The organism is Polymorphobacter sp. PAMC 29334 (genome assembly GCF_019431245.1).
Taxonomy (GTDB): domain Bacteria; phylum Pseudomonadota; class Alphaproteobacteria; order Sphingomonadales; family Sphingomonadaceae; genus Polymorphobacter_B; species Polymorphobacter_B megasporae.
The window spans coordinates 1,792,196-1,812,487 of record NZ_CP080243.1 but is presented as its reverse complement, the minus strand read 5'-3'; the positions used below and the strand labels follow the sequence as shown (position 1 = coordinate 1,812,487).

At 66.9% G+C, this 20,292-nt stretch carries 17 protein-coding genes; 5 read left to right on the top strand and 12 right to left on the bottom strand.

The window, feature by feature from the left end; genetic code table 11:
• Positions 1 to 97: 97 nt before the first annotated feature.
• On the top strand, positions 98 to 1,456 hold the full coding sequence (locus tag KZX46_RS12415) for a choice-of-anchor tandem repeat GloVer-containing protein (protein WP_219776830.1): 1,359 nt from the start codon (positions 98 to 100) through the stop codon (positions 1,454 to 1,456).
• A 64-nt stretch (positions 1,457 to 1,520) separates the two neighbouring features.
• On the opposite strand, the gene KZX46_RS12410 is transcribed toward KZX46_RS12415, so the two are convergent.
• Positions 1,521 to 2,270, bottom strand: coding sequence for an SDR family oxidoreductase (locus tag KZX46_RS12410; protein WP_219776829.1), 750 nt, complete (start codon positions 2,268 to 2,270; stop codon positions 1,521 to 1,523).
• 91 nt (positions 2,271 to 2,361) lie between these two features.
• Between KZX46_RS12410 and KZX46_RS12405 the strand changes: the two genes are divergently transcribed.
• Positions 2,362 to 2,796 carry a helix-turn-helix domain-containing protein gene (locus KZX46_RS12405; protein ID WP_219776828.1) on the top strand — a complete coding sequence of 145 codons (435 nt, stop codon included), beginning with the start codon at positions 2,362 to 2,364 and terminating at the stop codon, positions 2,794 to 2,796.
• Here KZX46_RS12405 and KZX46_RS12400 read toward each other — a convergent pair.
• Genes KZX46_RS12400 through KZX46_RS12390 form a run of 3 tightly spaced genes read right to left on the bottom strand, consistent with a single transcriptional unit; the run spans position 2,793 to position 8,513 of the window.
• Positions 2,793 to 4,205: a DUF445 domain-containing protein gene (locus KZX46_RS12400; protein WP_219776827.1), complete on the bottom strand. Its 1,413-nt coding sequence runs from the start codon at positions 4,203 to 4,205 to the stop codon at positions 2,793 to 2,795. The genes KZX46_RS12405 and KZX46_RS12400 overlap by 4 nt on opposite strands.
• Positions 4,206 to 4,216: 11 nt before the next feature.
• Positions 4,217 to 7,330 (bottom strand): efflux RND transporter permease subunit, encoded by a 3,114-nt coding sequence (locus KZX46_RS12395; protein WP_219776826.1) that lies wholly within the window; start codon positions 7,328 to 7,330, stop codon positions 4,217 to 4,219.
• Position 7,331: 1 nt separating this feature from the next.
• Positions 7,332 to 8,513, bottom strand: a complete 1,182-nt coding sequence (locus KZX46_RS12390; RefSeq protein ID WP_219776825.1) for an efflux RND transporter periplasmic adaptor subunit — start codon at positions 8,511 to 8,513, stop codon at positions 7,332 to 7,334.
• Positions 8,514 to 8,657: 144 nt separating this feature from the next.
• On the opposite strand from KZX46_RS12390, the gene KZX46_RS12385 reads away from it, so the two are divergent.
• The 3 genes from KZX46_RS12385 (at position 8,658) to KZX46_RS12375 (ending at position 10,193) form a co-directional block, all read left to right on the top strand.
• The gene (locus KZX46_RS12385) at positions 8,658 to 8,912 is read left to right on the top strand and encodes a GlsB/YeaQ/YmgE family stress response membrane protein (RefSeq protein WP_216708806.1); all 255 of its coding nucleotides are present in this window, start codon (positions 8,658 to 8,660) and stop codon (positions 8,910 to 8,912) included.
• A 59-nt stretch (positions 8,913 to 8,971) separates the two neighbouring features.
• Positions 8,972 to 9,664, top strand: coding sequence for an SIMPL domain-containing protein (locus KZX46_RS12380; RefSeq protein ID WP_219776824.1), 693 nt, complete (start codon positions 8,972 to 8,974; stop codon positions 9,662 to 9,664).
• A 94-nt stretch (positions 9,665 to 9,758) separates the two neighbouring features.
• Positions 9,759 to 10,193 carry a CBS domain-containing protein gene (locus KZX46_RS12375; protein ID WP_216708804.1) on the top strand — a complete coding sequence of 145 codons (435 nt, stop codon included), beginning with the start codon at positions 9,759 to 9,761 and terminating at the stop codon, positions 10,191 to 10,193.
• Positions 10,194 to 10,229: 36 nt separating this feature from the next.
• On the opposite strand, the gene KZX46_RS12370 is transcribed toward KZX46_RS12375, so the two are convergent.
• The 8 genes from KZX46_RS12370 to KZX46_RS12335 form a co-directional block, all read right to left on the bottom strand.
• Positions 10,230 to 10,607 (bottom strand): DUF1636 domain-containing protein, encoded by a 378-nt coding sequence (locus KZX46_RS12370; RefSeq protein WP_219776823.1) that lies wholly within the window; start codon positions 10,605 to 10,607, stop codon positions 10,230 to 10,232.
• Between the two features lie 52 nt (positions 10,608 to 10,659).
• Positions 10,660 to 10,926 carry a hypothetical protein gene (locus KZX46_RS12365; protein WP_219776822.1) on the bottom strand — a complete coding sequence of 89 codons (267 nt, stop codon included), beginning with the start codon at positions 10,924 to 10,926 and terminating at the stop codon, positions 10,660 to 10,662.
• 122 nt (positions 10,927 to 11,048) lie between these two features.
• Positions 11,049 to 15,620 (bottom strand): glutamate synthase large subunit, encoded by a 4,572-nt coding sequence (gene gltB / locus KZX46_RS12360; RefSeq protein ID WP_219776821.1) that lies wholly within the window; start codon positions 15,618 to 15,620, stop codon positions 11,049 to 11,051.
• Positions 15,617 to 16,090, bottom strand: coding sequence for a hypothetical protein (locus KZX46_RS12355; protein WP_219776820.1), 474 nt, complete (start codon positions 16,088 to 16,090; stop codon positions 15,617 to 15,619). Before KZX46_RS12355 ends, gltB begins: the two co-directional genes overlap by 4 nt.
• Positions 16,087 to 16,383, bottom strand: a complete 297-nt coding sequence (locus tag KZX46_RS12350) for a hypothetical protein (RefSeq protein WP_219776819.1) — start codon at positions 16,381 to 16,383, stop codon at positions 16,087 to 16,089. Before KZX46_RS12350 ends, KZX46_RS12355 begins: the two co-directional genes overlap by 4 nt.
• Positions 16,380 to 16,943, bottom strand: a complete 564-nt coding sequence (locus KZX46_RS12345) for a hypothetical protein (RefSeq protein WP_219776818.1) — start codon at positions 16,941 to 16,943, stop codon at positions 16,380 to 16,382. Before KZX46_RS12345 ends, KZX46_RS12350 begins: the two co-directional genes overlap by 4 nt.
• Before the next feature lie 8 nt (positions 16,944 to 16,951).
• Entirely contained in the window at positions 16,952 to 18,382 is a 1,431-nt protein-coding gene (locus KZX46_RS12340) for an NAD(P)-dependent oxidoreductase (RefSeq protein ID WP_226896252.1), read from the bottom strand.
• Positions 18,383 to 18,783: 401 nt separating this feature from the next.
• Entirely contained in the window at positions 18,784 to 19,458 is a 675-nt protein-coding gene (locus KZX46_RS12335) for a hypothetical protein (RefSeq protein WP_219776817.1), read from the bottom strand.
• Between the last annotated feature and the right edge of the window lie 834 nt (positions 19,459 to 20,292).

Below are 20,292 nucleotides of genomic sequence, written 5' to 3'. Positions count from 1 at the left end.
TGCGTTTCGGACGTGGAACGTTAACCGTCGTCGGGACGGGGGCTGCGGACCATGCTCGTCTGGTCACAATCAAAACGATGGCAGACCCGATGTTGCGGTGCCTCTGCCCGCGTGCGCGATCGATGAAACAGACAAGCGCACCTGTGCGCAACGGAGCACGATCATGGCAGTCTTTGGACAGAGCACCAGCACGCCGGTCGATACAGGGCGCATGCGCCGTGCAGCGCGCACCGGCATCATGGTCGGTATCGCGATGTTTGCGACGTCATCGAGTGATGCCGCGACACTGACGACATTGGTCAGCTTCAACGGCGCCAACGGCTCGGGTTCCCGAGCCGCCCTGATCGCCGATGCGGCGGGCGATTTCTATGGCACGACCAGCTCGGGGGGCGCTTCGTCCAAGGGCACTGTGTTCGAGCTGTCGGCCAGCGGCGCGCTGACGACGCTGGCAAGCTTCGACGGCACCAACGGCAGAGCTCCCTATGCCGGTCTGACCGCCGACGCGGCCGGCAACCTCTATGGCACGACCTTCATAGGCGGCGCTGCCAGCTTTGGCGGCACCGTGTTCAAGCTGTCGGCCAGTGGGTCACTAACGACGCTGGCAAATTTCGGCGGTAGCAACGGCCTACGTCCCCAAGCCGGCCTGATCGCCGACGCGGCCGGCAATCTGTATGGCACGACCTCCCAAGGTGGCGCCTCGGGCTATGGCACGGTGTTCAAAATGTCGAACACCGGCGCGCTGACGACGCTAGTCGACTTCGACGGCACGAACGGCTCGGCATCCCAAGCCAGCCTGATCGCTGACGCGGCCGGCAATCTCTATGGCACGACCAATAGCGGCGGCGCTTTTGGTGCAGGCAACGTGTTCAAGCTGTCGGCCAGCGGCACGCTGACGACGCTCGTTAGCTTCGACGACGACTCCAGCGGCGGCTATCCCCTCGCCGGCCTGGTCGCCGATGCGGCGGGCAATCTCTATGGCACGACCAGCGACGCCGGCCCGTCGGGTTACGGCACCGTGTTCAAACTGTCGGCCAGTGGCACGCTGACGACGCTGGCAAGCTTTGACGACGCCGCCAACGGCGCGTTTGCCCAAGGCGGCCTGATCGCCGACGCGGCCGGCAATCTCTATGGCACGACCTCCCAAGGTGGCGCCTCGGGCTGGGGCACCGTGTTCAAGGTGTCGGCCGGCGGCGTGCTGACGACGCTGGTCAGCTTCGACGGCACCAACGGCAAAAGTTCCTTTAGCGGCCTGATCGCCGACGCGGCCGGCAATCTCTATGGCACGACCTACACGGGCGGCGATTCGGACAAAGGCACCGTGTTCAAATTGTCGGACGCCGGCTTTGTCGTGAATGTCGGCGGCGTGCCCGAGCCCGCCTTCTGGGCGATGATGATCGCTGGCTTCGGCCTCGTCGGTACCGCCGCCCGGCGTCGGCGGCTGCCCGTCGCCGCCTGACAGTTTCGGTTGCGCGCTGGCGACGCGGCGGTCGCGCCCGGTCGTAGGACCGGGCGCGGCGGCGTTACCCGTGCATCGCGTTGACCGCTGCGAAGGTCGCCGCATACGCGCCCTTCGCCTCGGCATCGCGCAAGGGGCGGCAGCGGTCGACGACGACCTCGCCGGTCGCGCCGCCGGTGATGATCTTTATCGTCTCGGCGATGAACTCGGGCAGCGGCATCGCCATCGGATCGGTCGCCTGCTGCGCGCCGCCGAGCTCGGTCTGGACATACGGCGGGGCGATCTCGAGCACCTCGATCGACGTCGCCTTGAGCTGTTCGCGCAGCGATTCGGTGTACGAATGGAGCGCCGCCTTGCTCGCGCTGTACGTCGGCGACGACGCGAGCGGCACGAACGCCAGCCCCGACGTCACGGTGAGGATCGTCGCCGACGGCTGGGCGAGCAGGTGCGGCAGCAGCGCTGCAGTGAGCCGGATCGGCCCGAGGACGTTCGTCGCGATCGTCGCCTCGGCATCGGCAACGTCGCCATCGACGACCTTCTCAACCTTCGCGATCCCGGCATTGTGGATCACCGCGTCGAGCGCGGGGAAGTCGCGCAGCAGGGCGGGAACGACCGCCGCGATCGACGCCAGGTCGGCGACGTCGAGCTCGATCGCGGTGATGTTCGGGTTCGCTGCGACGACGTTGTCGAGCGCGCTCCGCCGTCGCCCGGCAACGATGACGGTGTTGCCGTTGGCGGCGAACGCCTCGGCGAGGCCGCGCCCAATACCGCTGCCGCCGCCGGTGATGAGAATGGTGTTGCCGCTGGTCTTCATGGGGACGTTCTCCTTGTCCCGTCCCAGATAGGCACCCACTTGCGAAAGGAAAGAAGGCACCCGAACGCGCCATACTAACCCGAGGGATACCATGACCGAACCCGCCGCCGGCCTCACCGCCAACACCGCCGACAAGTTGATCGGCACCGACCCCGAACTCGACGCGCTGGTCACCGCGATCATCGGGCGCGTCGCCGACAAATGGACGATGCTCGTCATCGAGACGCTCGACGTGAACGGGCGGATGCGCTTCACCCGACTGAGCGACGCGATCGGCGGGATCAGCCAGAAGATGCTGACCAAGACGCTGCGCGCGATGGAGGCCGACGGGCTGGTGACGCGCACCGTCCACCCCGTCGTCCCGCCGCGCGTCGACTACGAACTGACCGAACTCGGGCGCAGCCTGGGGGAAGCGTTTTGCGGGGTGTGGCAATGGGCGGAGGCGAACCGCGCGAAGATCATCGCCGCGCGCGAGGCGTTTTACCGCGAAAACGGGCGACTGAGCGCCGGGCGGAGCGACGCCTAGACGAGCACCTCGACCGCGTGGATCGCAAGCCCGATCAGGCCGCCGATGACGGTGCCGTTGATGCGGATATACTGGAGGTCGCGGCCGACCGCCTGTTCGAGCTTGTCGGTCACCGTGCCCGCGTCCCACGACCGGATCGTGTCGCTGACCAGCCGGACGACGCTTGCGCCATAGGTCGCGACGACGCTGACGACGGCGCGGCGGGCGAGCGTGTTTAGCGCGTCGGCGAGGACCGGGTTGGCGGTGATCACCCCGCCCAGCTCGGCGGCGAAGCGCGAGGTCGTTTCGGCGCGGCGATCACTACCAGGACGCGCACCGTCGGCGAGGAAGCCCTTGATCGTGTCCCACAGTGACGCGAACAGGCCGGCGGTCGCTGGCGAATCGAGCAGGTCGAGCTTCGCCGCCTCGACCTTGCCCGCGACGCTGCTGCCTGAGTTTTGCAGGTCGGTCGACAGCCGCGTCAGCCAGCCCGTGATCGCGATCCGGTCGGGATGCTCGCGGCCGAGCCCGCCGTTCGGCGGCGGCGCAGGGAGCGCGACCGCCTGCGCGCCGAGCCGTGCCGGAGCTTCAATTGCCGCGCGGCGCTCGCGGAAGTCGGACATCACCGCCTCGCGGTCGCGCCGTGCGTGAACCGTCGCGGCGTCGGACATCGCCAGCAGCCGCGCGCGGACCGCGTCGATGATGCCGGTCGAGATCTTCTCGTCGACCCACGCCGGGACCCATTTGCCCGAGCGTTCGGCGACGGCGGCGTGAATATCGGCTTCGTGGGTGTCGAGCAGGTCGAGCCCGGCGATGACGACGCGCTCGATCACCGCTTCGTGGCGGCCATCGGCAACGAGGCTGCCGAGGAAGCGCCCGATCCCGGGAGCGACCGCAGTCGTGCGCAGCTGGTCGGTGACGGTGACCGCGAGCAACTGCGCGACGACCTCGTCGTCGAGCGCGCCGACGAAGCGCGCGACGAGCCCGGTCAGCGCACGCCGCAGCCGCCCGGTCGGGCCGCCCGCCGCGCCGCTCGACGGCGTCGACAGCCAGCGCGCAAACCCGGCAGCGATGTCGAACCCCTCCATCCGCCGCGCCATGACCGCGGGGGTCAGGAAATTATCCTTGAGGAAAGCGGCGAGGCTGTCGCCGATCCGGTCCTTATTGGTCGGGATGATCGCGGTGTGCGGGATCGGCAGCCCCAGCGGGTGGCGGAAGAGCGCAGTCACCGCGAACCAGTCAGCGAGCCCGCCGACGAGCGATGCCTCGGCAAAGGCGCGGAGATAGCCGAGCCCGGCGACGTCGGGATACGCCCCGCGCGCCCAGGTTGCGAAGGCGAAGACCGCCGCCATCGCGACGAGCAACAGCGTCGCCAGCAACCGCATGCGGTGGAACGGCGTCGACGGGAGGACGAACGGCGTGAAGGCCATCCGTCCCCAACTCACTCGGCGGGCTGCGGTGCCACGGGACCGGGTCGAACATGCGGGGCCGCCGGCTCATCGGCGGTGTTGAACACCCCGCCCATCCGCCGCCCCATCCACTTTTCCAAGTCGTCGGCGATGGTGAAGGCGGCCGGCACGATGATCAGCGTCAGGATCGTCGACAGCGTAATGCCGCCGATCACTGCGACGCCCATCGGCTGGCGGAACGAGCCGTCGGTGCCGATCGACAGCGCGACGGGCAGCATGCCGGCGACCATCGCGACCGATGTCATGACGATCGGCTGGGCGCGCTTGCGGCCCGCGTCGAGGATCGCCTCGACGCGGTCGATCCCCATCCGCATCTCCTCGATCGCGAAATCGATCAGCAGGATCGAGTTCTTGGCGACGACGCCGAGAAGCATCAGCAGCCCGATGCAGACCGGCAGCGAGAACGCCATGCCGGTGATCAGCAGCGCGATCACCGCACCGAGCGGGGCGAGGAACAGCGACGCCATGTTGACGAACGGCGGCAGGATGCGGCGATAGAGCAGGATCAGCACCGCGAACACCAGAAGCACCCCGGCGACGAGCGCGGTGATGAAGTTGATGAACAGCTCGCCGATCCACTCCTGGTCGCCGACTGCGACCTGCTTGACGCCCTGCGGCAGGTTCTTGAACGCGGGCAGCGCGTAAATCGCGTTCATCGCGTCGCCGCTCTGGGCACCTGGCGCGAGGCTCGCGACAAGCGCGATGCGGCGCCCTTGGTTGTAGCGGCGGATCTTCACCGCGCCCTCGCCGAAGTCGATATCGGCGAGTACCTTCAACGGCACCGACGGCCCGGTCAGCTGCGCCACCGATGTCGGCACCGGCAGGTTGCGGATCGTCTCGAGATCATTGCGCGCATTGTCGGGGAGCTGGACGCGGATCGGGATCTGCCGGTCGCTCAACGAGAATTTGGCGAGGTTCTGCGGCACGTCGCCGATCGTCGCGATGCGGATCGTCTGGCTGAGCGCCTGGACCGACACGCCCATCTGCGCGGCGAGGTCGAAGTGCGGCTTGATGACGATCTCGGGGCGCTGGAGGTCGGCGTCGATGTGCGAGTCACGCAGCGACGGCAGACGCTTCATCCCCGAGACGACCGACTCCGCCGCCTTGTGGAGCGTGATCGGGTCATCGCCGACGAGCATGACGGTGATGTCGTAACCGCCGAAGCCGCCGGTTTGCGACTGGAAGTTGACCCGCGCGTCGGGCAGCGCGCGTAGAGCCGGGGCCATGTCGCGTTCGAAGCCGACGGTCGACAGCTTGCGCTTGTCACGCGGGACGAGGGTGACCTGGAGGCTGGAGAAGCGAACCTCGTCGCTCTGTCCGACCGATTCGAGAACATCCTGAACCTCGGGCCGCGCGCGGAGCAATCTGGTTGCCTCGCCCGAGACACGCTTGACGTCTTCGAGCCGGACGCCCGGCGCCATCTCGATCGTTACGGTCGACTGGCCGCTATCGCGCGGCGGCTGGAATGCGACCGGCAGCTGCATCCCGAGATAGATCGTCAGGCCGAAGGCGAAGACACCGCCGAGCACGGTCAGCCAGCGATGCCGGATCGACCAGCGCAGGAACGAGATATAGCGGAGCATGATCGGCCCCCGCCCATGCGGCTGTTCACCGTGCGGGCGCAGGAAGTACGCGGCGCACAGCGGCGTAATCAGCCGCGCGACGAGCAGCGACATCAGCACCGCGATGACGACCGTCAGGCCGAACTGCTTGAAATACTGGCCCGAAATGCCGGGCATCAGCGCGACGGGCAGGAACACCGCGACGATCGCCATCGTCGTCGCCACGACCGCGAGGCCGATCTCGTCGGCGGCGTCCATCGATGCCTGCCACGGCGTCTTGCCCATCCGCATGTGCCGGACGATGTTCTCGATCTCGACGATCGCATCGTCGACGAGGATGCCCGCGACGAGGCTCAGGGCGAGCAGGCTGATGCCGTTCAGCGTAAAGCCGAGCGCGTTCATGAAAAAGAACGCCGGGATGCACGACAGCGGGATCGCGATCGCCGAGATCAGCGTCGCGCGCCAGTCGCGCAGGAAGAAGAACACGACGACGACCGCGAGGAACGCGCCTTCGAATAGCGAGCGCATCGCGGCGCGATAGCCTTCGCGGGTGTGCTTGACCTCGTCGTCGACGAGCGTGATGTGCGCCTTGGGGTTTTCCTCGGCGATCTTGGCGATCTCCGCCTCGACCTTGTCCATCGTCTGAACTTCGGAGGCCTGCAGCGCCTTCTGGACGGTGAACAGCGTCGTCTCGCGGCCGTTGTTGCGCGTCAGTGTCCGCTGTTCGGCATTGCCGTCGCGTACCGTCGCGACATCGCCGAGGCGGACGGTGCGGTTGGCCGAGATCGTGATCTGAGTGTTCGCCAGCGACAGCGCGGTCTGCGCGCCGCCGAGGACACGGACCGCCTGCTCGGCGCCGGCAACTTCGGTGCGACCGCCGGTTGCATCGATGTTGAGCGAGCGCAGCGTGCTGTTGATCTGCGCCGCGGTGACGCCGTACGCCTGGAGCTTGACCGGATCGAGGTCGACGCGGATTTCGCGATCGACGCCGCCCGAACGGTTGACACCGCCGACCCCGGGGATCGACAGCAAGCGCTTGGTGACGACGTTGTCGACGAACCAGCTCAACTGCTCGAGCGTCATGTCGGTCGTCGTCACCGACCACGTGCCGTACGGCCCGTTGAACACCTGCCGCTGGACCTGCGGCTCGAGGATGCCGTCGGGCAGGTCGGAGCGGATCTTGGCGACCGCATCGCGGACGTCGTTGACCGCGCGGTCGACCGGCGTGCCGATGGCGAATTCGATGTTAGTGCCGGAAATGCCTTCGACCGCGTACGAGGTGATGTGCTCGGCCCCGGCGACCGAGGCGACCGCGCCCTCGATCTTCTGGGTGATCTGCTTTTCCATCTCGGTCGGCGCCGCGCCGGGCTGGCTGACGGTGACCGAGACGAGCGGAAAGGTGATGTCGGGCTGGTCGTTGATCGCCATGCCGTTGAAGCTGACGACGCCGAGGAACGTCAGGATCAGGAACAGCACGATCGGGAACGTCGGGTTCCGGATCGCCCAGCTTGAGATATTCCGCATCTCAGTTCGCTCCGGTATCCGACGCCACGACCGGCTTGACCTTTTCGCCGGGCTGGAGGAACGCCCCCGCGCTCTCGACGACACGTTCGGTGCCGTTCAGCCCGGACGTGATGCTCATGCCCTCGATCGTCACGCTGCCGACCTTGACCGGCCGCTTCACGACGACGCCGTCGGCCCCGATGACATAGACGAAGCTGCCGGTGTCGTCGACCATCACCGCCGACTGCGGCAGGACGGGACGCGTTGCCGCACCCGCCGCGACCGAGGCATTGGCGAACGCGCCGACGCGGAGGCCCGGCGCGTACGCGAGCGCGATCCGCGCGACGCCCTGGCGGCTGCCGGCGTCGATCACCGGGTCGAGCAGCCAGATGCGGCCGTGATAATCGGTCGACGAGCCGACCGGGCGGACCGTCGCCGGCAACCCGACCTTCAACCGGCCCATGTCCTGTTCGGCGACGAGCGCGCGCATTTCGAGGATGCCGTCCTCGGCGATGCGGAACAGGTTATTCGACCCCGACCCGACGATCTGCCCGGTTTCGACGTTGCGCATCAGTACCAGCCCGGCGGCGGGGGCGCGAACATCGAGCCGCGCCATCCGCGCCTGCATCTCGCCCGCCTGCGCCTCGGCGACACGGACCTTGGCGTTCATGCCGTCGCGCGTCGCAGTCTTCAGATCGATGTCGGCCTTGGAGATGAAGCCCTTATCGACAAGCTTCGCCGCACGGTCGAGGTTCGATTGGGCGAGCGCGGCGTCGGCCTTCGCCGAGCGGACGCCCGCCGTCATCGACGCGACCTGCTGCGCCTGGACCGACGAATCGATCCGCGCGAGGACTTGCCCCTTCCGGACGGTCTGCCCGGCGTCGACGAGCACTGCGGTGACGAGCCCGCCCTCGCCGTTGACCCCGACAACCGAATCATGGCGCGCGGCGATGCTGCCGGTCGCGGTGATCTGGTCGGCGACCGCGCGCTGCCCCGGAATGACGACGGTGACGGTCGGCAGGACGGCGGCGGCGGGTGCGGCGTCGGGCTTCTTGCCGCGTCCCAGCAGCGCCCAGGCGATGCCCGCGACGACGAGGATGGCGACGACGATCAGCAGCGGCCGCAGCCAGCGACGGCGCGGCGAAACGGCATCGTCGAACGACACCGCCATCGTCGTTTCGTCGATCGGCCTGTGCATGTTCATGCCCGTCATCGTCCCCGCCCGGCTAGTGTCACTGTATTACATTTGTATAGCACCTGCGTGCCGCGTCAACCGCCATAGTCGCATTCGGTGTCGTTGCGAAGCCGTCGCGAAATCGCTATCGCGCGGTCATCTTTGGAGAACCACATGCCCGAACATGGCTTTATCGGCTGGATCGTCGTCGGCCTCATCGTCGGTGCGATCGCCAAGATCTTCACCCCGGGACCGTCGGGGTGCATCGCGACGATCCTGATCGGCATAGCCGGATCGCTGTTCGCCGGCTGGGCCGGATCGCACTGGTTTCACCTCTATCGCGACGGCAGCGCACCGGGGTTGATCGCGTCGGTCCTAGGCGCGGTCGTCCTGCTCGCGGTCGCGCGACTGGTGACGGGGCGCAACTGATCGTTGCGGCGGCGTTCATGTTGCCCAGCCTACACCTCGTCGAAATTGAGGACTGACACATGATCCGCCACCTGCTTACCGCCGCCGCCCTGCTCGCCGCCGTTCCCGCGCTGGCCGACGACGGCCCCAAGGTGCCGACGCTGACGGTCAGCGCCGAGGGTCACACCGACCGCGCGCCCGATGTCGCCGACCTGTCGGGCGGGGTCGTCACCACCGCGGCGACTGCGGCAAGCGCGATGGCGGCGAACGCGACGCAGATGAGCGCAGTCGTCGCCGCCGTCCGCAAGGCCGGGATCGCCGAGCGCGACATCCAGACGAGCGGGCTCAGCCTCGCGCCGCAGTACAAGTATCAGGACAACCAGCCCCCCGTGCTGACGGGGTATCAAGCGACCAATTCGGTGTCGCTGCGGGTTCGCAAGCTGAACGACGCCGGGCGACTGGTCGATGCCCTCGTCGCGGCGGGAGCGAACCAGATCAGCGGGCCGAATTTCCGCGTCGACGCCGCCAATGCCGCGCTCGACGAGGCGCGGGTTGCCGCCGTCGTCACCGCCCGCGCCCGCGCCGACCTCTACGCCAAGGCGGCGGGGCTCCACGTCAAGCGCATCGTCTCGATCTCCGAAAGCGGTGGCGAAGGCCCGGTGATCCGCCCGATGGCGATGATGCTGCGCGCGAAGGCGGCGGACTCGACCCCGGTGGTGCCGGGCGAGGTGTCGCTCGCGATCACGGTCAACATCGTGTTCGAGCTCGAATAGCGCTTCGGACACGGGGGCCGGGCTTGCGGCATTAGCGCACTGGCCCCTGCCGGCATGCTTCGGCACTATACCCAGATAACTGGGAAGGCCTGACATGACGGTTGCATCGATCCTGCGCGATAAGGGCAACACCATCATCTCGGTCCATCCGGAGACGCCGTTGATGGAGCTGGTGGCGACCATCGCCTCGCGGCGGATCGGGGCCGTGCTCGTGCTCGACGGCGCGGGCGATCTCGCCGGGATCGTCAGCGAGCGCGACGTCGTCAAGGCGCTCGCGAGCCGGGGACCCGAGCTGCACAAGGTCAACGCCGGCGACGTGATGACCAGCAATGTCACCACCGTCACCCCGGCGACGACGATCAACGAGGCGATGGAGCTGATGGATCACGGCTATTTCCGCCATCTGCCGGTGCTCGACGACGGCGCGCTGGTCGGAATCGTCAGCGTCCGCGACGTCGTGCGCGCCCGCATCGACCATCATGTCGAGGAAAATCAAACGCTGGTGTCGTACATCAACACCCGGGTGTGACGACCGCCGGATGATCCCCGCCGCCCGCGTCGATCGCTACTGGATCAACAGTCCCGGCGGCGGAATGCGCGCGATGAAGTGCCCCAGCACGCCCTTCGGCCATAGGTTGAACGGCACCTCGCCATCGGCGGTCGCGGCATAAGCGGCGGCGAAGGCGAGGATGTCGGGCGCGTCGGCGGCGGCGAATCCGCCCATGACGTAGCCGATCTTGCCGGGCGCGCGGAGCTGGACCGAAGCCCCCGCGCCGCAGCTCCACAGGCACGCCATCCTGTCGACCGCAACGGTGCCATCGAGGTCACGCCCCAGCTCGCGCAACGCCTTGAGTAACGCTGCACCGCCGCCGGTCGCGCCGTCGGGGCCGCGGCAGGTCGAGCAGACGATCAGCGCGGGGCCGGAGGATGCGGGTTTCAGCACCCTGCCCCAATGCCCCAATCGTCGGCCGCGCGAAAGCGGTGCGACCGCGAGGTCAGCCCGCCTTGAGCCGCGCGACTTCCGCTTCGAGCGCGACGATCTTCATCGCCTGCGACACGATGATCTCCTGCAGCGCTGACTTCTGCGCGGCGTCGGGGGTGTCGTGGGTCGGCGGCGTCGGCGTCGACGGGGTGTTCGGGGTGACGTCGATCGGACGGTCGCGGAACAGCCCGGACGCCTTGGCGCGCTCGAACAACGGTGCGGCCCCGGCGAGGAGTGCCATCAGCGCCTCGGAAATCGGCGGGTCTTTACGGTCGGCCATGTCGGGCTCCTGAAGTCATGCGTGTCTTATATGGATAAGACAGTTGGCAGTTCAAGATCCGAGCGCCCTACTCAAACTGTCATCCCCGCGAAAGCGGGGATGACAGTGATAAGACTCGCCCCTTATTCCGCCGCCTCCAGCACCCGCGCATCGACCAGCGGATGCGCCAGCCGCGTCAGCATCTCCTTCGGGCAAACCTGCCAGAAATCCCCGCGGGCACGCTCCCAGTCGAGCAGCAGCTCCGCCGCCCACTTCGACCCGGTCTCGGCCTCATGCTCCTCGATCAGGCCGCGCAGCACGCCGTCCCAATGCGCGCTGGCGATGCGGTTGACGACGATGCTGTCGGGGTTGATCTTCCGCGCGAAATCGCCCGCGCCGTCGTGGACGAACGCCATGCCGCCGGTCATCCCTGCGCCGAAATTCTCGCCCGCCTTGCCGAGGATCACCGCGACCCCGCCGGTCATATATTCGCAGCCGTTCGCGCCGCAGCCCTCGACGACGACGGTCGCGCCCGAGTTTCGCACCGCAAAGCGCTCGCCCGCACGTCCCGCCGCGAACAGCCGCCCCGACGTCGCGCCGTACAGCACGGTGTTGCCGATGATCGTGTTGTCGCGCGCGACGAGCGTCGACGACACCATCGGGCGGACGACGATCGTCGCCCCCGACAGGCCCTTGCCGACATAGTCGTTCGCCTCGCCGAAGACCTCGAGCTTCAACCCCTGGACGCCGAACGCGCCGAGGCTCTGCCCCGCCGACCCGCGCAGCCGGACGTGGAGATGCCCCGGGGCGAGCCCCGTCATGCCGTACTTGCGGACGATCGCCGACGATGCGCGCGTGCCGACGGCGCGGTGGGTGTTGCGGACGGTGTAGGTCAGCTGCATCTTTTCGCCGCGGTCGAATAGAGCCGCGCCGTCGCGCAGGATGTCGAGGTCGAGGCTGTCGGGCACCTCGTTGCGGTGGTTGGCGATGCCGAAGCGGCGCGATTCGTCGGGGGCGTCGACCTTGACGAGGATCGGGTTCAAGTCGAGGTCGTCGAGATGTTCCGCGCCGCGGCTGACCTGCCGCAGCAGTTCGGTCCGGCCGATGACCTCGTTTAATGACTTCGCGCCCAGCTTGGCGAGGATGTCGCGGACTTCCTCGGCGATGAAGCTCATCAAATTGATGACCTTCTCGGGCGTCCCGGTGAACTTGGCGCGCATCGCCTCGTCCTGGCTGCAGATGCCGACCGGGCAGGTGTTCGAGTGGCACTGGCGGACCATGATGCAGCCCATCGCGACAAGCCCCAGCGTACCGATGCCGTATTCCTCGGCGCCGAGGATCGCGGCGATGACGATGTCGCGCCCGGTCTTCAAGCCGCCGTCGGTGCGCAGCTTGACGCGGTGGCGCAGGCCGTTGAGCGTCAGCACCTGGTTGACCTCCGACAGGCCCATTTCCCACGGCGTCCCCGCGTATTTGATCGACGATTGCGGCGACGCGGCGGTGCCGCCGACGTGGCCCGAGATCAGGATGACGTCGGCGTGCGCCTTCGCCACGCCCGCGGCGACGGTGCCGATGCCCGCCGAACTGACCAGCTTGACGCAGACCCGCGCGAACGGATTGATCTGCTTGAGGTCGTAGATCAGCTGCGCGAGGTCCTCGATCGAATAGATATCGTGGTGCGGCGGCGGCGAGATCAGCATCACGCCCGGCGTCGAATGCCGCAGCCGCGCGATCAGCTCGGTGACCTTGAAGCCCGGAAGCTGCCCGCCCTCGCCCGGCTTCGCCCCCTGCGCGACCTTGATCTCGATCTCGCTGCACGCGTTGAGATATTCCGCGGTGACGCCGAAGCGCCCCGACGCGATCTGCTTGACCGCCGAATTGGCGTTGTCGCCGTTGGCGTAGGGGGTGAAGCGCTTGCGGTCCTCGCCGCCCTCGCCGCTGACCGCCTTCGCGCCGATCCGGTTCATCGCGATCGCCAGCGTCTCGTGCGCCTCGGGACCGAGCGCGCCCAATGACATGCCGGGGGTGACGAAGCGCTTGCGGATTTCGGTAATCGATTCGACCGTGTCGATCCGCGCCGGGGTCCTCGCGAAATTGAATTCGAGCAGGTCGCGGAGGTAGATCGGCGGCAGTTCGGCGATGCCGCGGGTGAAGCGGACATAGTCGGAATAGCTGTCGTTGGTCACTGCGGTCTGGAGCAGGTGGATCAGATTCGCCTGATACGCATGGTCCTCAGCCCCGGCGCGGTAGCGGTACAGCCCGCCGACCGGGAGCGCGGCGACGTCCTCGTCCCACGCGCGCTCGTGGCGGAGCTGCGCGTTCAAGTGGATCGAGGCGAAGCCCTCGCCCGAGATCTTCGCGGGCATCCCCGGGAAGAAGTCGTTGACCAGCGCCCGGCTCAGCCCGACCGCCTCGAAGTTATAGCCGCCGCGATACGACGAGATCACGGCGATGCCCATCTTGCCCATGATCTTGAGCAAGCCGTCCTCGACCGCCTTCTTATAGCGCGCGACACACTCGTCGTAGCTCCGCGCGCCGAACAGCCCGCGGGCGTGGCGGTCGGCGATCGCCTCCTGCGCCAGATAGGCGTTGACCGTCGTCGCGCCGACCCCGACCAGCACCGCGAAATAATGCGTGTCGAGGCATTCCGACGACCGCACGTTGATGCTCGAAAACGCCCGCAGCCCGCGCGCAACGAGGTGGGTGTGGACCCCGGCGGCGGCGAGGATCATCGTGATCCCGGCACGGTCGGCCGACTGGTTCTCGTCGGTCAGGAACAGTTGCGACTTGCCCGAGCGGACCGCATGCTCGGCCTCGGCACGGACCCGCGCGATCGCCGCGCGCAGGCCGTCGGGACCGCCGCTGACTTCGAAGGTGCAATCGATCATCGCCGCCTGTGCCGCATAATGCCGCCCGAGCAGGTCCCAGCCGAGGTTCGTCAGGACCGGCGAGTCGAGGACCATCACCCCCTCCTGCCGCGCGTCGTGATCGAGGATGTTGGCGAAGTTCGAGAAGCGCGTCTTGAGCGACATTACCCGCGTCTCGCGCAGCGAATCGATCGGCGGGTTCGTCACTTGGCTGAAATTCTGGCGGAAAAAGTGGCTGAGGCAGCGCGCGCGCGACGATATCACCGCGAGCGGGGTGTCGTCGCCCATACTGCCGACCGCTTCCTTGGCGTCCTCGACCATCGGGCTGAGCAGCAGCTCCATATCCTCCATCGTCAGCCCCGCCGCGACCTGCCGCTGGCGGAGTTCGCTCCGGGTGAAGGCGGGGGCGGGCTGTGCGCCGTCGTGCCCGGGGATGTCGGTGAAGTTGCGGAAATGCTCGACCCAGTCGGCGTACGGCTGCGCGCCGGCGATGCGGTCCTTGATCGCGCGGTCGGAATAGAAGCGCGGTCCCTCCCCCGGCTCGCCGTCGAGGTCGACCGCGATCATCTCGCCCGGACCGAGCGCGCCCTTGGCGGTGATCGACGTCTCGGGAACGACGACCATCCCCGCCTCCGACCCCGTGACGAGCAGCCCGTCGTTGGTCAGCAGATAGCGCATGGGGCGCAGCGCGCTGCGATCGACACCCGCGAGCACCCAGCGCCCGTCGGTCATCGCCAGCGCCGCCGGACCGTCCCACGCCTCCATCACGCTGGCGAAAAACGCGTACATCGCGCGGTGCGCGTCGGGGAGCGTGTCGTCCTTTTGCCACGCCTCGGGGATCATCATCAGCTTCGCGGTCGGCGCGTCGCGGCCCGACCGGACGAACGCCTCGAATACCGCGTCTAACGCGGCGGTGTCGCTCGCGCCGGCGGGGATCAGCGGCTTGATGTCCTCCGAATGCTCGCCGAACGCCGAAGCCGCCATCTTGATCTCGTGGCTTTTCATCCAGTTCTTGTTGCCGCGAACGGTGTTAATCTCGCCGTTGTGCGCAAGGCAGCGGAACGGCTGCGCCAGCCACCATTGCGGGAAGGTGTTGGTCGAATAGCGCTGGTGGTAGATCGCGAAGCGCGACACGAAGCGCTCGTCCATCAGGTCGGGGTAGAAAACGGACAGCTCCTCGGCGAGGAACAGCCCCTTGTAGATGATCGACCGCGCCGACAGCGAGCAGACGTAGAACCCCTGGATTTGCGCCGCGATCACCGCGCGCTCGATCCGGCGGCGGATGAGGTAGAGGTCCTTCTCGAACGCCTCGATCGCCGCCGACCGCCCGGCCGCGTCGCCCGCCGCGGTCGGGAGCGGCCCGGCGATCATGATCTGCTCGATCTCAGGGCGCGACGCCATCGCCTTGGTGCCGATCACGCTGACGTCGACGGGAACCTGCCGCCAGCCGTAGATCGTGTAGCCGAAGCCGATGATCTCGCTCTCGACGATCGTCCGGCACGTCTCCTGCGCGGCAAGGTCGGTGCGGGGGAGGAAGATCTGCCCGACCGCGAGCAGGTTCGGCTTCGGCGCATGCCCGGCGCGGCCGATATGTTCGATGAAGAAATCGCGCGGCAGCTCGACGTGGATGCCAGCTCCGTCGCCGGTCTTACCATCGGCATCGACCGCACCGCGATGCCACACCGCCTTGAGCGCGTCGATCGCCGCGGTGACGACCCGGCGGGAGGGCCTGCCGTCGGTCGCGGCGATGAGCCCAACCCCGCACGCATCGGACTCGAGGTCGGGGCGATACATGCCGAATTCGGCAACACGGGCGCGTTCTTCGGGGGAGGCGGTGGTGGTGGTCATGCGAGCCATCCTCTCTGCTTGAGATAGCCAAGCGCATTGTCAGCGGTTGTCTTGATGAAGTCCGCGGCGTCGTCCGCCTCGATCAGGCGAGCCAGCCGCGACGCGCTGGTCAACGGATAGTCGTGGACCAACTTGTTGCGCAGGCGAACGAGCGACGACCAACGCTCGACGTCATCGACGATTTCGAGCTTGTCCATCATGTCGGCGATATCACGCGCAAAAAGTCCGGTGAGGTCGACGTCGTTGACGACGAGGATCGTGCGGAACAGCCGGGCGAGTTGGTCTTCCAGCTGCTCGATCGTCTTGATGTAGCCCGATGCGACGAGCTTCTTTAACGGCGGCAGACTGGTCAGCGCGTCGCCGTCGACAGGAAGTGGTCGAACCGCCTCCACGCCGGCATCAAGGCTGACCAGCAGGTCGCGCAGCCGCGTCACGATGTCGTCGATGATCTGGCGATCGGCGTCGGTCACAGCACGATCCCGTCGCGATAGGCGATGCGCTCGAACCCGCGTGGCGTCCCACCGCGCTGGCTGACGATCAAGTCGACCTTGCGCGGTTCGATGCGCTCAAACAGTCGATCCTCGAAGCGGCCTTTTGCGCGCCACTCGTCGGGCAAGGGGTCGGACTCGACGTGGAGGTCGACGTCGCCCCCCCGCAGACTGTCGTCGATCCGGCTGCCGAACAGGCGCACGACGGCGGTCTCGCCGAACGCTTCGCGCGCGGCCGCCTTGATCGCGGCGACTTCGTGGTCGGTTAGCCTCACTTCAACGCCCCCGGATGAAGTTCGGGGAGCGCACGGAGTTCCGCATCCATCGCCTGCGTCTCGGTCTGCGCCAAAACTGTCGCATTTGCGAGGATTGCTTGTTGCGCCTCCACCACCTGCGAATTCATAATCATATCGGCCACCAATTTTCCGGTCGGCGTCTGGAAAAAGGTCTTGAGCGTGGCGAGTTCGGTCAGCGTGAACTGCCGTTCATATGCTTTGCCAATTGTATCGTAGAATATGACCATCTGCGCCTGTGCAAAAGTCCTCGCCGTCGCTTGTGCACTGAAGATATAGTTATCGAAAATCCGATCAGCACGTGGGTCTCCGTGCCAATGTCCCGCAAGTTCGGTGCTAGCAACACGTGCACGACTAAGAGCAGCGTCGATCACCCAAATTGCCGGCAGGATCGAACGCTTATCTTGAGGAAACGCTACATCAATTAACTCGCGTGCCGCCGCGAGCCGTGCTGGGTCAGGCACATAAGTCGGCGGCACCGGGCTGATAGCCTGAGCGGGCGCCGAATTCATAGCCAGCGCTAGCACGAGACCGAGAACCATTCGCGCCGTCACGCCGCCACCCGCTCCACCGCAACCTTCGCGCGGAGATACGCGTGCATCGACGTCGCGACATCGCGCCCGTCGCGGATCGCCCAGACGACCAGCGATGCGCCGCGGACGATGTCGCCCGCCGCGAACACCCCGTCGAGGCTCGTGCTCATCGTCTTGCCGTCGCAGCGGAGCGTGCCCCAGCGGGTGACACGGAGGTCGGGGGCGCCGAACATCGCGGGGAGGTCCTCGGCGTCGAAACCGAGTGCCTTAATGACGAGGTCGGCGGGGACGCGGAAGTCGCCGCCGGGGTCGACCTCGGGGGCGCGCCGCCCGCTGCCGTCGGCGGTGCCGAGGCGCATCGCGTTGGCGCGGACGTGGGTGACGGTGTCGCCTTCAAACGCCGCGGGAGCCGAGAGCCAGACGAATTCGACCCCCTCTTCCTCGGCGTTGGCGACTTCGCGGGGGGACCCCGGCATGTTGGTGCGGTCGCGCCTGTACAGGCACTTGACCGACGCCGCGCCTTGGCGGACGGCGGTGCGGACGCAGTCCATCGCGGTGTCGCCGCCGCCGATGACGACGACGTGCTTGCCGCTCGCGTCGAGCGCCTCAGCTCCCGGCACGTCATCGCCGAAGCCGCGCCGGTTGCTCGCGAACAGATAGTCGAGCGCGGGGACGATGCCGTCGACGCCGACTCCCGGGGCCGAGATATCGCGCGCGGCATAGACGCCGGTGGCGATCAGCACCGCGTCGTGGCGGCTCCGCAGGTCGTCGAGAGTGGCGTCGCGCCCGACCTCGAACTCGCGGTGGAAGACGATCCCCGCCTCCTCGAGCCGCGCGACGCGGCGCATCACGACCTCCTTCTCGAGCTTGAAGCCGGGGATGCCGTAGGTCAGCAGCCCGCCCGCGCGGTCGTGGCGGTCATAGATATGGACGTCATAGCCCTTGATCCGCAGCATCTCGGCGGCGGTCAGCCCGGCGGGCCCGGCGCCGATGATCCCGACCGATTGCGAACTGCGGTCGGCGACAATCCGCACCGGGCGGACCCAGCCCATCTCCCACGCGGTGTCGGTGATGAACTTCTCGACCGAGCCGATGGTGACCGACCCGAACCCCGGCTCGATCACGCAATTGCCCTCGCACAATTTGTCCTGCGGGCAGATCCGGCCGCAGATCTCGGGCATCGACGACGTCGCCGACGACGCCTCATACGCTTCCTCGAGCCGCCCCTCGGCGGTCAGGCGGAGCCAGTCGGGGATATTGTTGTGGAGCGGGCAGTGGACCTGGCAGAACGGCACCCCGCACTGCGAACACCGCGACGCCTGCTCCTCGGCCTTGGCGAGAATGTACGGCCGCGCGATCTCGAGGAAATCGTCGGCGCGATCGGCGGCCATCCGCTTCGCCGGATACGCCTGATCGACGCCGATAAAGCGCAGCATCGTTTCGCCCATGACTCGATTCCCTTCAGGCGATGCTTTAGGAGCGTTAAGGGCGGCTGTCGAGCAAGTTTTGTTTGATAGGTCAGGCTTGCTGACCTACCCTGGCGTTTGGCTATGTGAGCAGTCGGCAAATCGTGCTATCAGACCTATTGTAGTACCGTTGCGAGACTACTCGTTTCGACCACGAAAATTTAAGCGTTTGTTTCAATGCTTGGCGGGATCAGCGTCGCGGAATGGCGATGTTAGACGGTGTCTCGTCGCTGGCATCACGCCGCTGCCTGCGAGCAGAACGTCGCCGGACGCCTTTGCCGCCACAACCGCCGCCGACGGGGACGCACCCGATCGTCGACCCCAAGACACCGACCGTCCCGCCGCTCGACGGTACGACCGCAGACGGGAGCGATCACCCTCGTTCAGTCGAGCTCCCACATGATGCCGGGCGTGCTGACGCTGTTCTTGGGGAGGTATTTCGCCCACAGCCCCGAATCCAATTGCCACGGCGGAATGCAGCATACTCCCGCCAGCCAGAACTGGACATGCTCGCGGACCTGCGGAAACACCTTGTTGCGATAGAGCCAGCGCAGTTCGGAATGGGTGATCGTCCGCGTCTTGGCTGTGGCATCCGTGCCATGCGGCGTGTCTTGCCCATGAACCGGGCCGGAGGTGTGGGTCTTGTCGACCACCTCCTTCATATCGATGCCATCAAGCAGGAAATGGACGTGTTTCTTGACGTCCATCGTCGCCCAGTAAAGCGACCCCTTCGACTTGATGCGCCACTCGCGGTTGTTCTTGACCGGCCCGGGCTTGAGTCCGGCGAGCGACGTCGCCCGGATATCCATGTCCGAATCGCTGACGATGCCACCATATTTCGGATGCTTTTCAAGCGAGGCAAGGAACGATCGCTTGTCGGCGTCCTTGCCTTTTCCGTCGAGCGCTTGCGCGCGATCCGTCGCCAGCTCCTGGATCTTGTCCTTGTCCGATGCCCCCTCGTCCTTATGGGCGAGCGCGAACTCGGTGATCACATTGGCGTAGCCGAAGATATAATCGCCGGGAACGAATGCGGTCCGCCAAGGCTGATCCATGGGCATGCGAGACACCTTTCGGCGAGAGAATCAGGAAACTTTGCCAACCGAGCCGTCAACGCTACTTGCTCGCACGTCACACAAAAGCAACTAATCACGCCCGGCAGCACAGTTGACGGACGCCGATCCAAGTCTAGCGAAGTTATTTTTCTGACGCCAGCGAAACAACTTTCCTACACGACGTAAATTTTACATAGACTCGTCGATGAAACACACCCCTCCCCCCTTCGCCCCCGCCACCCTCCGCCCCCGCGACGACGGCTGGACCCCCGATCGTCAGCGCATCTTCATTGAGCGGCTCGGCGATACGGGCAGCGTCAAGAGCGCGTGTCGTTCGGCGGGCATGGACGCATCGAGCGCGTACCGCCTCCGCCAGCACCCGAGCGCATGGGCGTTCGCCGATGCGTGGGAGGCAGCGCGGTCGGCGGGAATGGCGCAGATCACCGATATTGCGATCGAGCGCGCGATGTATGGCCAGAAGCAGGAGGTCTATCAGGGCGGCGGCCTCGTCGGCATGCGGACTATCTACGACAACCGGCTGCTGATGTTCCTGATGCTCAACCGCGGCCGCCTCGCCGACAACCGCTTTCACCAGCCGTTGTATGCCATAAGCGACAGCGACAGCGACGACGACACGACCGAGAGCGCCGACGACGCCTATGCCGAGGCGCTCGTTGCACTCGATGTGGAGCTCGAGGCGGAAGAAGCTGCGCTCGCGGCGGAGGAAGCCGCGCTCGCCGCGGATGAGGCCGCGCGTGATGCCGAAGCAGCGGCGGCGGCCGAAGCAGCGCTCGTTGCGGCCCGCGCAACGACCCCCGCTTCGTGTGGACTTCGTGGACT

Excerpts from the sequence above, each read along its gene's own strand:
- KZX46_RS12335 (WP_219776817.1), bottom strand. The coding sequence starts at position 19,458 with ATGCCCATGGATCAGCCTTGGCGGACCGCATTCGTTCCCGGCGATTAT.
- KZX46_RS12340 (WP_226896252.1), bottom strand. The coding sequence starts at position 18,382 with ATGGGCGAAACGATGCTGCGCTTTATCGGCGTCGATCAGGCGTATCCG.
- gltB (WP_219776821.1), bottom strand. The coding sequence starts at position 15,620 with ATGACCACCACCACCGCCTCCCCCGAAGAACGCGCCCGTGTTGCCGAA.
- KZX46_RS12410 (WP_219776829.1), bottom strand. The coding sequence starts at position 2,270 with ATGAAGACCAGCGGCAACACCATTCTCATCACCGGCGGCGGCAGCGGT.
- KZX46_RS12345 (WP_219776818.1), bottom strand. The coding sequence starts at position 16,943 with ATGGTTCTCGGTCTCGTGCTAGCGCTGGCTATGAATTCGGCGCCCGCT.
- KZX46_RS12400 (WP_219776827.1), bottom strand. The coding sequence starts at position 4,205 with ATGGCCTTCACGCCGTTCGTCCTCCCGTCGACGCCGTTCCACCGCATG.
- KZX46_RS12375 (WP_216708804.1), top strand. The coding sequence starts at position 9,759 with ATGACGGTTGCATCGATCCTGCGCGATAAGGGCAACACCATCATCTCG.
- KZX46_RS12385 (WP_216708806.1), top strand. The coding sequence starts at position 8,658 with ATGCCCGAACATGGCTTTATCGGCTGGATCGTCGTCGGCCTCATCGTC.
- KZX46_RS12390 (WP_219776825.1), bottom strand. The coding sequence starts at position 8,513 with ATGAACATGCACAGGCCGATCGACGAAACGACGATGGCGGTGTCGTTC.
- KZX46_RS12395 (WP_219776826.1), bottom strand. The coding sequence starts at position 7,330 with ATGCGGAATATCTCAAGCTGGGCGATCCGGAACCCGACGTTCCCGATC.
- KZX46_RS12365 (WP_219776822.1), bottom strand. The coding sequence starts at position 10,926 with ATGGCCGACCGTAAAGACCCGCCGATTTCCGAGGCGCTGATGGCACTC.
- KZX46_RS12380 (WP_219776824.1), top strand. The coding sequence starts at position 8,972 with ATGATCCGCCACCTGCTTACCGCCGCCGCCCTGCTCGCCGCCGTTCCC.
- KZX46_RS12405 (WP_219776828.1), top strand. The coding sequence starts at position 2,362 with ATGACCGAACCCGCCGCCGGCCTCACCGCCAACACCGCCGACAAGTTG.